The sequence below is a fragment of the Psychrobacter sp. ANT_H3 genome, assembly GCF_027919975.1.
In the GTDB taxonomy this organism is placed as follows: domain Bacteria; phylum Pseudomonadota; class Gammaproteobacteria; order Pseudomonadales; family Moraxellaceae; genus Psychrobacter; species Psychrobacter maritimus.
The window spans coordinates 42,886-57,394 of the sequence record NZ_JAQISM010000015.1; the positions used below are offsets into that span (position 1 = coordinate 42,886).

Sequence of the window (14,509 nt, forward strand, 5' to 3'; positions counted from 1 at the left end):
TACCACTTAATAATAATCAGTGACCACTCTTACTTCTTGCTTTCATATTGACAGGTTAAGCATCAATTGAAAGCCAACCATAGCGGTCACCTTATACTTTATTATTTATATGGCCTAACTTTTTATAGCCTAACCTAGATGCTCACGATAAGTTGTACGTCTACTGTTACTCAACTGCTGAAGTATCGTTAAGCGCTATTCCTGAATTTGTAAGGCAGCGACAGCAGGTAACACCTTACCTTCTACAAACTCTAAGAATGCGCCGCCGCCTGTTGACATATAGCTGACACCATCAGCCACCTGATATTTATCAATCGCCGCTAAGGTATCGCCGCCGCCAGCAATCGAGAAACCCTGGCTGTCTTTAACAGCATTTGCTACGATTTGGGTGCCCTGACCGAAAGCATCGACTTCAAAAACGCCGACCGGACCATTCCATAAGATGGTTTTTGCCTTGATGATAGCATCAGCCAATTGCTTAGCACTTGCTGGCGCAATGTCTAAGATCATGTCATTATCGCCAATGGCATCGACAGACTTGATAGTTGCAGTAGCTTGTTGTAATGAGCCAGTAAAGTCATCAAAGTTGATGTCGTTTTTATCAGCAACGACTACATACTCAGGTAATAAAATTTCAGTTTTACTCATGATATCACGAGCAGTGTCCACCAAGTCCGCCTCATATAAGGAAGCGCCAACGCTGTGACCTTGTGCTGCTAGGAAAGTGTTGGCAATACCGCCACCGACGATAATCTGTGAGCATACTTCAGCCAAGCTATGTAGTACTTCAAGTTTGGTCGACACTTTCGAGCCACCAACGATTGCGAGCATCGGCTGTGCAGGCGTTTCAAGCGCTAAACTCAATGCATCAAGCTCTGCTGCCAATAAAGGTCCGGCACAAGCTACTTTGCCTGCTTGGTGCATGGCTTGGGTCACGCCTTCTGTCGATGCTTGCGCACGGTGGGCAGTGCCAAAGGCATCCATCACAAATACGTCGCACAACTCAGCGTATTTCTGCGCCAAATCTGCATCGTTTTTCTTCTCGCCTTTATTAAAGCGCACGTTTTCTAGCAATACGACTTCGCCGGCGTTGATTGTCACGCCTGCAGTCAAATAGTCAGTATTTAAGCTTACTGGCTTTGATAGTTGTGTGGCTAATTTATCGCTTAGATAATCAGCGACCGGTGCTAGCGAATATATGGCTTCAGGGTTGCCTTCAGTCGGACGACCAAGGTGTGAGCAGACAATCACCGCCGCGCCTTTTTCTAGCGCCATTTTAATGGTAGGCAAACTGGCTTGCAGGCGAGCATCACTGCTGACTTTACCGTCTTTAATAGGCACATTTAAGTCTTCACGAATCAATACCACTTTATCGGTTAAGCTCAGCTCACTCATACGCAAAAAATTCATTACCTGCTCCTATGCATCATCTATGGTTAATCTGCCGTGTGGCTTTTTATTAATGTCTAAATAATATTATTCAAATTATCTAATGGGTTGCTCTTTGGCTGTTGTTACTTGTGGTTTTATAAAGACAACCCAACAAGAATTTGCGGCGGTGTATTCTAGCAGTTTTCTAGCAGATGCTCATAAAGAACCTGCATAAATTTCACCCAGTAAGCTTAGACGATAAAAAATGGGCGAAATTTCAATAAAAATCAGTAACATTTCGTGGTGGTACTCAATCGTTAGGCTGTTTATGATAAAGCAGTTAGTGATAATAAACTGCTAGTAATAATTAATGACCCCAACAATAAAAATAACCCATTAGGAGAACCCAATGAGTATCGACCTTAAAACGTCCAAACAAGAACTATTGAAACTCAAAGAAGAGTATGAGACTCGTATCAATAAAATCGAGGATCATATCCAAAACCCACAAGACGACCTCAATGAACATTGGGAAGATCAAGCCATCTCTTATCGTCAAAACGACATGCGCACAAACTTAATGGGCGAGGCACGTCAAAGTTTAGTCTATGTTGAAAACGCCCTAAGCCGCATTGAAAACGGCACTTATGGTGAATGTGAAGTATGCGGCGAGAAAATTGAAGAACAACGCTTAAAAGCATTACCTTACGCGACTCTTTGTATGGAACACGCTGAGTAACACTTCAGCGTTATTTTAACTTCACTGTTATGTTAACTTTATCGTTTATACCGCAGGCGCACGCCAAGTATCGAGCGCCTGCTGCCATTGCTGACAACGCGCAGCGATTTGCTGCACAGGCAAGTCCATAATATCCCCAACAACCGCCACATAAGCAATCGGCAAACCTGCCAGCTCAACGATATTTTCTGCGTTTAAGCCTCCAATCACACATATATCAACCCCTTGCTGACAGCCATCAATAAGCTCTTGGCGTGAGATAATATTGGCATTAGGCTTGGTGTTTGAGGCAAAAACCACCCCCATCGCCGCATAGCTTGCGCCCTCTTTTTTGGCTTCTTTGACCAGTTCCACATCACCATGACAAGTACGACCGATAATCTGTTTGGGTGCAAGTTGACTTTTGGCATCGTTAATATCGCCATCTTGCTGACCTAAATGCACCCCAACACCAAGTTTTTCGGCAAGTGTTATATCATCATTGATGACCACTGGAACATCATAGGTTTTTGCCAAACGGACTATTTGCAGCGCTTCATCATAGAGTTTTGTGGCGCCATCAGGCAGCTGTAAAGTCTTTTTACGGCGAATTTGCAATAGCGCTATCAACCCTGTCGCGAATGCTGCTTCTAATTTGGCATATAAAACCGCAAACTCATCGTCATTGGTGAGTAAGTATAGTTTGGGAGCTCGCATAACAGCCGATGCTTGATTCATATGGTTTTTCCTAAAAGACGCCCTAAATTCAACACAATAAAAAGGCTGTTATATCGCATAACAGCCTTTTTTATAGATACTAAAACAGCAAGCTTACACCGTACGGCGAGTCGCCAAGCTGTTTAGAATATTTTTAGCATCACCCCAACGTGTCGCTGAGCTGTTTGCGCCTAAAATCACAATAATTGCAGGGCGATTATTAACGCGAGTTTCCATCACTACACAACGACCGGCTTCATTGATAAAGCCTGTTTTTGAGATACCAATCGGATAGCTACCATCACGCACTAAGCTGCTGGTGTTATTGGCTTTATAAGTACGGTTGCCGCTTGAAAAGTTAGAGACATAAAAGTCGTAACTTTTGGTGGTCGAAAAACGACGAATGACATCGTAATTACCTGCAGCACGCACCATTTTTACCAAATCATTTGATGAGGCTACGTTACGCTTATCAAGACCCGTTGGATCACCGAAGAAAGCAGTAGTCATACCCAAGTCTTGCGCTTTACGGTTCATCGCACGGATAAAGGCGCTATAACCACCTGGATAATTACGCGCTAGACTTTTTGCCGCAGGATTTTCTGATTTCATTAATGCCATCAGTAACATCTCAGCACGGTTTAGACGGTCACCTGACTTAAGGTTTGAGCTGGCGCGTTTAGGACCGACGAAATCTTCTGGGTCAAGGGTAAGCTCTTCACGCATGTCGAGACCGGCATCTAAAACCACCATCGCCGTCATGACTTTGGTGATACTCGCCATTGGACGGGCAATATCAGCGTCTTTTTCGTAGATAGATTCGCCCGTTTCAGCATCGATGACCGCAACACTGCGCGAATCGGTACTGATTGGAATCATACTACTGCTGCCAAAACTGCCACGATAGGTGGTGTTATAGCTATTGGCGTTAGTCGTATTGTTAAAGCTGTTATTACTATTACCAAACGTGCGGGTATTGGTAATGTTGGTGGTACCGTGACCGTTATCTACTTTTTTAATCGCCGAGCCGCTATTACTATTATTGGCTTTATACATGATACTGCGAGCTTCAGACAGGCTATCGGCACCGCCCCAGCTCACACGAGCGCTAGACTCTGAGCTAGAACCACCATTAATTGTAAGTGCGGCTTGTGCAACACTGCCCAAACTCAATGAAATCAGAGCAGCGATTAATTGCTGTTTGGTTAATGGTAGTTGCTTCATTATGCCTCCTGCTGCCGCGTTGCCATTAGTTAGAGAGTCAGTTACATACTCACTAACAGCAACCACGTACGTAGCGTTTATGGATGTGTTTGTAGATACTCACATAGAGTTTTTGTATTTTTAGTGTATCATGGTTTGCATTTAAGTTTAATCTACTAAATCAATTAGATGTCATTTTTTAGCCACATTCAAACTTTACTACATTTACTTTATATTACAGCAATATTTATTAACACTGGCGCAATATAGCCTTACATTTAAGCTTATAACCTCTTAATTGCAAAGTTAATATTAAACTATGACGCATAATATCAGTGTCTTTGTTAATTGATATACTTATAGTAGCGAATTTTAGAGTATTTCAATAAATCAATACAATAAATTAATTCAATAAAGCACCCAAAGTAAGACACGCTAAGCAGCTTAACATTAGCAGTGCGCCCTTTATTCTGACAGATAGAAAAGAGTATAACTATGATTCGAGTATTAGTAGTAGATGATCATGATTTGGTGCGGATGGGCATTAGCCGTATGTTGGCAGATAGTGCCGATATCGAAGTCGTCGGCGAGGCAGATAGCGGCGATATGGCGATTAAAATGGCAAAACAGCTACGCCCTGATGTGATATTGCTGGATGTCAATATGCCCAACATTGGCGGTCTTGAAGCAACCAAACGCTTGGTTCAGTTAGATATGGGCATCAAAATATTGGCCGTCAGCAGTATGTCAGCGCAGCCTTATCCTTCGATGCTCATCAAAGCCGGCGTTAATGGTTATATTACCAAAGGTACGCCGCTTGATGAGATGATACGCGCGGTCAAAAAAATCTATCAAGGTGGGCGTTATTTTAGTCAAGACGTCGCCGAGCAATTGGCAGACGTACTCCTATCAGATAACGCCAGCTCGCCTTTTGACTTATTAAGTGACCGTGAAAAACAAGTCGCTATGATGGTAGTCAACTGCCAAAGTCCGCAGCAAATCGCTGATCAGTTGTTTGTCAGTGTAAAAACCATCAACACTTATCGCTATCGCATTTATGAAAAAGTCGGCGTCGATAGCGATGTGAAATTAACCCATCTAGCCATTCGTCATGGTCTTATTCAACCGTAAATTACTAAGCATAAGTTACTAAGTATAGTAAGCACCTCCCCTTCTATTACGCTCAACTTAAAAGGCTTTAGAGCCAGTGAAAACTTTAAAGCCTATGAAAAAACCTTCCAAGCCTGTGCCATTGTCAAAGTCTAAGCAACATGGGCAACATGAGCAGCATAAGAAATCTGCTCCTAGCGTTATAACCGCTATCACGGATTATTTGCAGCGCGATGATACCTTGCCGTTGCCACAGCTGCGCAGGTTGGGTTTGATCTATAGCAGCTATCGCTTTATTCTCAGCCTGTTTTCTATGCTGATGGTTTATATCACGGCTCGCTCTAGCGATGGCTCATCATTACCAAGCTTTTTGCAGCAAACCGCGCTCAGCTTTTATGTCCTGCTAAGCCTGATTTTACTTGGCTTATTTTATGTGGTGACCAAGCATCTGCGGCGACAGCTGGCTTTTGGCTTAGTAGTAGATGTCATCATTTTAAGCTTATTACTTTATACCGCTGGCGCGCCCGATTTGCAGTTGACCATGCTATATATGGTGGTGGTCGCCGCCAGCTTTATGCTTTTACATAGCTCGCAAGCGCTTATTATTACTTTGCTTGCGATTATTTTTGTTATCTACCAGCAGTTTTTTTATGCCATTGCCAACAGTATGAGTTTGGCAAATTTGGGTGACGCGCTATTAATGTCAGCTAGTTTTTTGGCAGTGGGTGGTTTAAGTTGGTCAATCTCACAGCGTTTGGTCCAGCTTGAAAAAGTAGCAGCAAGCCACGCAAAAGAAGTCGAACGCTTAAACGTCATTAATCAAGAAGTCATCACGCAAATGGTCAATGGCGTTATTGTCATTGACTCTAAGCATGTTGTGCTGGCAAACCTTGCCGCCCATCAGCTGCTCAGTATTCCAAACCCTTCCCCGCTAGTGATAACAGAAGCGATCGATATCATTCAGATGCTAAAAACGCCAAGCGAGACGGAGAAAGAAACGTCACACTATAATGAAAATCAACCTGTATCTGATTTTCAGCAGCAGCTGCGCGCACAACATCTGCAATTACTCGAAGCCTGCTTATCGGTAGAGGCTGGGCAATCTCGCACTTTTATTTATGAGTTACCAGCCGTGGCTAATGCTTCAGTCGTCGGTAAGCTGCGTGTCGAGATTATCCCTTTAAAAGATGACAGCAAGCTAATCATATTAGAAGATTTACGCCGTGAACAAGCCAGTGCGCAGCAATTAAAATTGGCCTCTTTAGGACAGCTTACCGCTAGTATTGCCCATGAAATAAGAAATCCTTTAGCAGCGATTTCCCAAGCCAGCCAATTATTAATAGAAGATATCGAAGAAAGTCAGACAGCAGATAACGACACAAGTACCAATGACAAGATGGCTGGCAACCATGAGCTTTATAAAATGATATTTACGCAGACCAAGCGCGTCAATCGCATTATTGAAGATGTCTTAAAGCTGTCTCGTCAGCAGATTGCCAACCAGCAAATGATTGTCCTTGCGGATTGGATGGCAACATTTTTAGACAATTACTTTCAAGGTCATGATGTTTTTTTACGCAGCCATACGCAGCCGACAATCTCATTTGACACGCACCAGTTAGAGCAAATTCTTATCAATTTAATTAACAATGGTTTACGTCATAGCAGCTACGCTAACCCTCATGCCATTGTGGAAATCGAGATTTATTGTGCCGATAACGATGTTATAATTGATGTGTTGGATGATGGTACGGGCGTTAGTGATGTAGATTTAACCCATTTGTTTAATCCGTTTTTTACCACCGATAAAGCTGGCACAGGTTTGGGATTATACTTATCGCAAGCATTTTGTGAGGCCAATCATGCGCGCCTGCTTTATATTCCGGAACATAAAAAAACCTGCTTCCGTTTGATTGCCCCTGCCATCCAGCATGACGTCAATGAAAGTACAGATGAAAGCATATAGGGAGCGTTTGCCTAATAATTGAAAACCTATAAATGTTTTATAAACGCTACTACTTATGCACTATAAACCTTGATACGATGATTTTTTAATACCTTTTTAACACCCTTGTAGTACTTGAAGACAATGAAGTACTTGAAAACAATGAGATGATGTATGACCACAACCGCGCTAGTCGTTGATGACGAAGTAGATTTATGCCGCTTGATGCAAATCACGTTGACCAAGATGGGCATCAAAAGTGATGTGGCCTATACTTTGTCGCAAGCCAAATCCTATTGGCAAGAAAATGACTATGATTTTTGTCTAACCGATTTAAAATTACCTGACGGTTCAGGATTAGAGTTGGTTAAGCATATTAGCGGCAGCTCAACGACGCCCATTGCAGTGATTACGGCACACGGCAGTATGGATTTGGCGATTGAAGCGTTAAAGTTAGGCGCTTTTGATTTCGTGAATAAACCGCTTGAGCTGCCCCGCCTGCGTCAATTGGTTGAAAGCGCCCTCAAGGTGATTCATCAAGACAATGTGTCCAAGTCAACGCCTGAGCGTTCACCTGAGCAGCAAATGCTCGATAGCCGTTTGATTGGCGATTCTGCTGTCATGCATCCGCTAAAAAATACCATTTTAAAATTAGCGCGCTCACAAGCACCGGTTTTTTTATCAGGGGCTTCAGGTACAGGTAAAGAAGTGGTGGCGCGCTTGATTCATGACTTAAGCCCGCGCCGCGATGGTAGCTTTGTGCCGGTCAACTGCGGCGCAATACCGTCAGAGCTGATGGAGTCGGAATTTTTTGGTCATAAAAAAGGCAGCTTTACCGGTGCTGTCGCCGATAAACAAGGACTGTTTCAACAAGCCAATGGCGGCACGCTATTTTTAGATGAGGTCGCCGACTTGCCACTAGCGATGCAAGTTAAATTACTGCGGGCTATTCAAGAGAAAACCGTGCGCGCAATCGGTGATACCAAAGAAGTACCGGTCGATATTCGTATTTTATCGGCGACCCATAAGGATTTAAATCAGCTGGTGCAAGTGGGCAATTTTCGCCAAGATTTATATTATCGTATTAATGTGATTGAGCTTAAACTGCCAACGCTCAACGCGCGGCGTGATGATATCCCTGTATTGGCTAAGCACTTTTTGGCACTCATCGCCGATGAATGGCAATTAGAATCGCCGCCAACACTGACTGACGCTGCTTGCGCGCGCCTGCAAGATCATGACTTTGCTGGTAACGTTCGTGAGTTGCGTAACGTCCTTGAGCGCGCGGTAACGTTGGCAGAAACGTCGACTATCGAGGCCAGTCATTTAGGTCTACCTGATGTTGATAGCCACCAAGAAGTAGTTACATCTGCCAGTCAAAATATCAGTACCAATAAAGCGACAATCTCGAACGCTTCTGTTTCAAATAAAAGTGAAAGCTCGGTAACTGACTCAATACAAGATAATGCCATAAGAAGTAAGGTAGAAACAGACAGCACGCAACAAGCGAAAGCGAATATACATCCTTATCGAACCACCACTCAGCATTATCCTTCAATGAATACAAGCCCAGCGAGTACGCGCTCAGCTGAAAATACCGAAAAACTTGCTGATAAATCGGTAGGTAGCAACTTAGATGCGTCAATAAACAATCAAGTTGATGAGCAAGACAGTCTAAGTAAGTCAGTGCATAAAGAAGATATTACCGCTGGTCAATTACCTGCCCAAGGCTTAGAGCATTATCTGCAAGAACAAGAAAGACGGCTTATTATTACAGCGCTTAAGCAAACCAACTGGAATAAGACCCAAGCTGCCGAACTATTGGGTACGACCTTCCGCTCTTTACGCTATCGCATGACCAAGCTAGAGATTGCCGAAGATCAATCTGAATCGTAAATACTAGCGACTGTTAAAGCGATGCCTTGATTTAAACTCTACTTAAATTAACGTTTGTCTTTAGCAGTCGGTTTATCAATCACATGGTCGATGACAGTATTGTTTTGAGTGACTTTCTTTTTAATCGCTTCGTCTTTAATAGACTTATCTTGCTTAGCACCGCTGTCTGCCTGTGCCTTACGTACAAAGCGAATCCCCGAAGGCAGTGCTTGCTGTCTGAGTAAATCAAGCGCCTGTTGCTCCCATGTGCTCTCATTACCCAACAACGTCACATCAGGCTCTACCCCAACCCCATCTATCTTTTTACCCAATGCGGTCATATAGTTGGCAACCGTCAGCTTGACCGCCTGCTCATCATTGAGCGGGATAACGGACTGTACTGAGCCTTTGCCATAACTGACCTCGCCCAAAATAGTGGCGCGCTTCTGCGCTTGCAAACTGCTAGCTAATACCTCGGCGGCAGATGCTGAATAACGATTTTGCAAAACCACGACGGGCAACGCTTCTAATAACGCGGCACCTTGTGTGGATAGCGTGCGCGAGTCACTTTGACGACCTTTTACTTGTACCACATCAGTATCGGTCATAAACAAGCTAGCAACGCTTACGGCTGACGCCAGTACACCGCCTGGATTGTCGCGCATATCCAATAATACTCCGGTGACAGGTGCATCTAAATCAATCAAACTTTGCAGTAATTTCTCACGGCTGTTGTTTTGAAAGGCGGGCAATCTAATAATCGCCATACCATCAACAAATCGAGTTTCAATAATCTGCGGATGATTGTTATTACGCTGTAAAGTCGTGGTATGTTTACGGCGACCTGCCTTTGACGTCACCACATCTACTTGCGTACCAGCAATCCCTGTCAAGAGTTGCTCGATATCATTGCTTTCTTCCTCTTCACCAAGCTTAAACTCATCGACTTGATGCAAATAATCGCCAACAGCAATGCCCTTTTTATCAGCAGGTGAACCATCAATCACCTCCGTAATCACCCAATAACCTTCTTTTGGCTGATATTGCACTTTGATACCGATATCACCGACATCCCCTTCGGTAAAAGCGCGCAAATTCTCATACGCCTCTGCATCCAAAAATTCAGCATGACTATCAAGCTTGGTCAACATACCACTCATAGCATTGTTAAATAACTCTTCATCCTTCACCGCGTCAACATATTCACGGCGTACCAAATCAACGACAGCAACAAAGGTTTTTAGGGTTTCAGGCGAAATGGCATTTAATGACACCTGCGCCACTTCATCGGGAATATCAGTATTAATCGCATCTGAGCCATTATCCAATGCACTCTCATCAGCGACAGCATCTATTGAGTCATCGACTTGATCGGCTGATTCGAGCATATCTGCAATATCTGAAAAATCGTCCGCACCGTTGTCCAATGGCACATCATCGGCATTAAGACTGATTAATTGCAAACTTGAAGTAGGGTTTTTATTATTATTGATTTTACCGTTATTGTTGATAGCCGCTTGGGCAGGCATTATCACAACGCTTAAACCCAGTAAGCTTGTAAGAATAGCTGGCTTTAATACCTGCGAGCTAATAGATTTAAAGCCAAAAGATTGAGAATTCATAAACCGAGCGCTCATAAATAGTGTCAGCATTGGGTTTTCCAATCTCTTAAACATCAATAAGGATAAAGAACTAATAGGACGCATAAAAGAAACCCCTTAAAAAAGTTGGCTTGGTTATTTTGGTTTGGTTATTATTTTTATAACTTTGTTAGACGAATCAAATCATTATATGGTTATTTATGATTATAGGGTGATGAATAAATTATAGAGTTATTAATCAACAATGTCCGATGAACTACCCACTACCTTAGAGGTAGGGGTTTCTTAGGTAACGCTCTTACTTGACACGATATTCTGTATCAGCGGTTAAGCGAATTAACTAAGCTAACCCTGTCGCACCGACAGTTTTTGATTGTTTAGCCAGTAACAACCCTTGATTTAAGATATTGATACTGGCATTGATATCGCGATCATTTTGCTGCAAGCAACTTGGACAATTCCACATTCTAACCGACAGCGGTAATTCAGCTTTAGTCAGTAGATGGTTGCAGTTTGAGCAAGTCTTAGACGATGGAAACCATCGGTCTATTTTGACAAGCGTTTTGCCGTACCAGTCTGCTTTATAGGCAAGCATGGTGGTAAATGACGACCATGAGCTGTCACTGATTGCTTTTGCAAGTTTGTGATTCTTAACCATACCCTTGACGTTCAAGTCCTCAATAGCAATAACATCGTGGTTTTTGATGAGATTGAATGAGAGTTTATGTAGAAAGTCTTTGCGAGTATTGGTTATTTTCTCATAGACCTTGGCGACTTTTATTTTTTGCTTTTGATAGTTGCGGCTCTCTGACAACTTGCGTTGATCCGCTTTGGCAACGGCTCTGCGTTTGGCTAGTATTTTCTGTTCACGCGCAAGCTTGTCTTGCAGCTTCGATAGAAACTTAGGATTAGCAACTTTGCTGCCGTCTGATAAGACGATAAAGTCCGTCAATCCTAAATCAATGCCGATGTTAGAGTGGGTTTTTGGTAATTCATCAACGATGGTTTCAACCAACAGGCTGACGTAATACCTACCTGACGGTGTATGGCTGATGGTGGCGCTCTTAATTAAGCCGTTTATTTCACTTGGGAACTTGGCGTTGATATGGCCTATTTTTGGCAGTTTAACGGTGCTATCTGTGATCGTCACTGTACCCTTTTGATTGTTGGTGGTGTAACTGTCGTGTTGGCCTTTTTTCTTGAACGTAGGGAATCGGGCACTTTGCTTGAAAAACTTATTATAAGCAGCTCTTAGGTTTTGCTGCACATTAGCCAATGCCAAGCTATCGACTTCTTTTAGCCATTCAAATTCTTTCTTATACTGAGCAGGGGTGTTTTTAAGCTCGGCCTTATGTTCGTTGTAATGATCAATCTTGTCACTAAGCATCCTATTCCAAATAAAGCGTGTGCAGCCGAATGATTTAGCGAAGAATATTTGCTGTTCTTCATTAGGGTACAGCCTGACTTTATGGGCTTTTAGGATTTGCTTTGGCATGAAATACTTATTGTTAGTTGGTGTTATATTTATTATTAATTATACTACAGGTAGAGGTTATTATCACCGACAACGCATTCATCTCACCACCTTAGAGGTGGGAGAATTCTGCGCTAAGATGTTAAAATAACACCAAGCGGCTACCTTAAACTAGGATAGTATTGCAAATAACTTAGGCAAAATGTATCGGGCAAAATGCATGAAGAATAAGGCAGCAGAAAATATCTAAAAAAGTACATAAAAAAAGAGAAGGATAATAAATATCCTTCCCTCTTTTAAAATGCTTAGCTGTAAGCTGTTAAAGCATTAGCGATTAAGCATTAGCCTTAAACATTAATACTACGTGATCATATTATGATGCTGGAACCAATAAATTTTCACCGGTCATCTCATCTGGCTGCTCAATATCCATTAACGCCAAAATAGTTGGCGCAATATCACTCAGCTTACCGCCACTACGTACTGTTACTGATTGCTCGCCAATATAAATCAATGGCACGTGCTCAGTGGTATGCTGCGTATGTACCTGCCCGCTTTCATAATCTTGCATCTGCTCACAGTTACCATGGTCAGCCGTGATAAGCATATTACCGCCAGCTGCTCGTACCGCGGTCTCTACGCGACCAATACAGACATCTAACGCCTCTACCGCTTTAACTGCCGCGTCAAAGATACCTGTATGCCCGACCATATCGCCATTGGCATAGTTGACTACTAATACATCATATTTACCAGACTCAATGGCAGCAACCAGCTCATCCGTCACTTCAGGGGCGCTCATTTCTGGCTTTAAATCATAAGTGGCAACATCAGGAGATGGCACTAAAATACGCGTCTCGCCTTTATACTCTTCTTCACGGCCGCCACTAAAGAAAAATGTCACATGCGCATACTTTTCAGTTTCGGCGATACGCAACTGGGTTTTACCTTTATTCTGCAAATACTCGCCAAGCGTATTGGTCAATGAGGTTGGATAATAAGCAATGCTGGTTTTTGGATTGGCTGCTAAAACATCAGAATATTTCGTCAACATCACAAAAGCGGCAAGCCTTGGCTGTTTATGACGGGCAAAGCCTGAGAACTCATGGTCTGGTAGCACAAACGCTTGCGCAAGCTCACGGGCACGGTCAGCGCGGAAGTTCATAAAGATAAGCGCATCATTATCATCTACAGTATATGGCACTTCATCGCGACCAATGACAATCGTTGGATTGATAAACTCATCAGTTTCACGTGCTTTATATGCGGCTTGTACCGCGCCATCTGCACGCGTCGCTAAGCGATCGGCTTTACCTTCGGTGATAAGCTCATAGGCTTTTTGCACGCGATCCCAACGATTGTCACGATCCATCGCATAGTAGCGCCCGATGATACTGGCAATCTGTACGCGCCCGCCTTCATAATGGGCGTTGAGTTTCCCGATATGCTCCCGTAAGCGATTGATATACTTATCAGCAGATTTTGGCGGCGTATCACGGCCGTCTAAGAAGCAATGGACAAAGACATTTTTGGCACCGTGTACCAACGCTGAATGGCACATTGCTTCGATATGGTCTTGATGCGAGTGGACGCCACCATCGGACAACAATCCCATAATATGCACGTTTCCGCCAAGCTCGTTTGCTGCTTTCACCGCATTGACCAAGGCTTCATTTTTATAAAACTCACGATTTGCCACTTCACTTGAGATACGGGTTGAGTCTTGATACAGCACACGGCCCGCGCCCAAATTCATATGGCCAACTTCTGAGTTACCAAACTGTCCGTCTGGCAGACCGACATCTTCTCCGGAAGCAGATATCAATCCATGCGGATATTGCTGATAAATCTTATCCAAGTTTGGCATATCGGCGGCAGCAATCGCATTATCCTTGTCGTCTTCACGATGCCCAAAACCATCTAATATCATTAAGACATGCGGCACTTTTTTATTTTGCTCGCTATCCTGCTTATTATTGAGCTGGGCCTGACTATCGTCGATAAATTCTGATTGTTGCTGGTTATGGGTCATGGATTACCGCTCCTCAAGTGAATGAACGCCTATAATGCTATATTAGGATGTTTAAAGCCCTCTATATTACCACACATCTCCAAATAGCTGAAAAATCGCCCCTTTAAGCCCGTAATTAAAGGTTTTGAGCGCTTTCATTGGCTAGAAAACACGCTTAAAACTCGACAACAATAATGCTAAGACCTTAACCTACGTAGCAATCTGTAAATCGTACTTGCAATCACTCAAACCATTGGTTAAGATAATTATATTCTGAAGTGTTGGCTAGTAGATGTTTATTCCCTGAGCCGATAATGCTTTACCAGGATGTGGTACCTATTGCTTCATTGTGTACGCCTGCACCGCTTGCGGTGTCTCAGGAAACCTGCAGAGGCAGTGACGCATCCGCCCTGAACTTCACGGTTCATGGGTCACCATCTTGCGGCGGCACTTCGGTTGTTTCATTCAGTTATTAACTATTTTA

At 43.2% G+C, this 14,509-nt stretch carries 10 protein-coding genes and 1 other RNA gene; 5 read left to right on the forward strand and 6 right to left on the reverse strand.

All coding sequences use genetic code 11. From position 1 onward, the window contains the following. Positions 1-195: 195 nt before the first annotated feature. Positions 196-1,410: a phosphoglycerate kinase gene (locus PG901_RS08350; protein WP_271134181.1), complete on the reverse strand. Its 1,215-nt coding sequence runs from the start codon at positions 1,408-1,410 to the stop codon at positions 196-198. 370 nt (positions 1,411-1,780) lie between these two features. On the opposite strand from PG901_RS08350, the gene PG901_RS08355 reads away from it, so the two are divergent. Continuing rightward, on the forward strand, positions 1,781-2,110 hold the full coding sequence (locus PG901_RS08355) for a TraR/DksA family transcriptional regulator (RefSeq protein WP_271134182.1): 330 nt from the start codon (positions 1,781-1,783) through the stop codon (positions 2,108-2,110). A gap of 45 nt (positions 2,111-2,155) precedes the next feature. Here the strand turns inward: PG901_RS08355 and PG901_RS08360 are convergent, their stop codons facing one another. Together PG901_RS08360 and PG901_RS08365 are read right to left on the reverse strand one after the other, a co-directional pair. After that, the gene (locus PG901_RS08360) at positions 2,156-2,806 is read right to left on the reverse strand and encodes a thiamine phosphate synthase (RefSeq protein ID WP_271134183.1); all 651 of its coding nucleotides are present in this window, start codon (positions 2,804-2,806) and stop codon (positions 2,156-2,158) included. 114 nt (positions 2,807-2,920) lie between these two features. After that, positions 2,921-4,030: a serine hydrolase gene (locus PG901_RS08365; RefSeq protein WP_201624927.1), complete on the reverse strand. Its 1,110-nt coding sequence runs from the start codon at positions 4,028-4,030 to the stop codon at positions 2,921-2,923. A 474-nt stretch (positions 4,031-4,504) separates the two neighbouring features. Here PG901_RS08365 and PG901_RS08370 point away from each other — a divergent pair, with 474 nt between their 5' ends. The 3 genes from PG901_RS08370 to PG901_RS08380 all read left to right on the forward strand — a co-directional run bounded on the left by PG901_RS08370 (position 4,505) and on the right by PG901_RS08380 (position 8,960). Continuing rightward, positions 4,505-5,140: a response regulator gene (locus tag PG901_RS08370; RefSeq protein ID WP_149488971.1), complete on the forward strand. Its 636-nt coding sequence runs from the start codon at positions 4,505-4,507 to the stop codon at positions 5,138-5,140. Between the two features lie 94 nt (positions 5,141-5,234). Further along, positions 5,235-7,085, forward strand: a complete 1,851-nt coding sequence (locus tag PG901_RS08375) for a sensor histidine kinase (protein ID WP_271134184.1) — start codon at positions 5,235-5,237, stop codon at positions 7,083-7,085. A 153-nt stretch (positions 7,086-7,238) separates the two neighbouring features. Beyond that, entirely contained in the window at positions 7,239-8,960 is a 1,722-nt protein-coding gene (locus tag PG901_RS08380) for a sigma-54-dependent transcriptional regulator (RefSeq protein WP_271134185.1), read from the forward strand. Between the two features lie 47 nt (positions 8,961-9,007). Here the strand turns inward: PG901_RS08380 and PG901_RS08385 are convergent, their stop codons facing one another. The 3 genes from PG901_RS08385 to gpmI form a co-directional block, all read right to left on the reverse strand. Next, complete coding sequence (locus PG901_RS08385) at positions 9,008-10,561, reverse strand: S41 family peptidase (protein ID WP_271134186.1); 1,554 nt, start codon at positions 10,559-10,561, stop codon at positions 9,008-9,010. A gap of 319 nt (positions 10,562-10,880) precedes the next feature. Continuing rightward, positions 10,881-12,035 carry an IS200/IS605 family element RNA-guided endonuclease TnpB gene (gene tnpB / locus PG901_RS08390; protein WP_271134187.1) on the reverse strand — a complete coding sequence of 385 codons (1,155 nt, stop codon included), beginning with the start codon at positions 12,033-12,035 and terminating at the stop codon, positions 10,881-10,883. A 352-nt stretch (positions 12,036-12,387) separates the two neighbouring features. Beyond that, complete coding sequence (gene gpmI, locus PG901_RS08395) at positions 12,388-14,046, reverse strand: 2,3-bisphosphoglycerate-independent phosphoglycerate mutase (protein WP_201562953.1); 1,659 nt, start codon at positions 14,044-14,046, stop codon at positions 12,388-12,390. A gap of 246 nt (positions 14,047-14,292) precedes the next feature. Between gpmI and ssrS the strand changes: the two genes are divergently transcribed. Then, a non-coding RNA gene (gene ssrS, locus PG901_RS08400) (6S RNA) lies at positions 14,293-14,488 on the forward strand. Positions 14,489-14,509 lie beyond the last annotated feature (21 nt).

Coding starts and splice junctions, on each gene's coding strand:
- PG901_RS08350 (WP_271134181.1), bottom strand. CDS start 1,410: ATGAATTTTTTGCGTATGAGTGAGCTGAGCTTAACCGATAAAGTGGTA.
- PG901_RS08355 (WP_271134182.1), top strand. CDS start 1,781: ATGAGTATCGACCTTAAAACGTCCAAACAAGAACTATTGAAACTCAAA.
- PG901_RS08360 (WP_271134183.1), bottom strand. CDS start 2,806: ATGCGAGCTCCCAAACTATACTTACTCACCAATGACGATGAGTTTGCG.
- PG901_RS08365 (WP_201624927.1), bottom strand. CDS start 4,030: ATGAAGCAACTACCATTAACCAAACAGCAATTAATCGCTGCTCTGATT.
- PG901_RS08370 (WP_149488971.1), top strand. CDS start 4,505: ATGATTCGAGTATTAGTAGTAGATGATCATGATTTGGTGCGGATGGGC.
- PG901_RS08375 (WP_271134184.1), top strand. CDS start 5,235: ATGAAAAAACCTTCCAAGCCTGTGCCATTGTCAAAGTCTAAGCAACAT.
- PG901_RS08380 (WP_271134185.1), top strand. CDS start 7,239: ATGACCACAACCGCGCTAGTCGTTGATGACGAAGTAGATTTATGCCGC.
- PG901_RS08385 (WP_271134186.1), bottom strand. CDS start 10,561: ATGAATTCTCAATCTTTTGGCTTTAAATCTATTAGCTCGCAGGTATTA.
- tnpB (WP_271134187.1), bottom strand. CDS start 12,035: ATGCCAAAGCAAATCCTAAAAGCCCATAAAGTCAGGCTGTACCCTAAT.
- gpmI (WP_201562953.1), bottom strand. CDS start 14,046: ATGACCCATAACCAGCAACAATCAGAATTTATCGACGATAGTCAGGCC.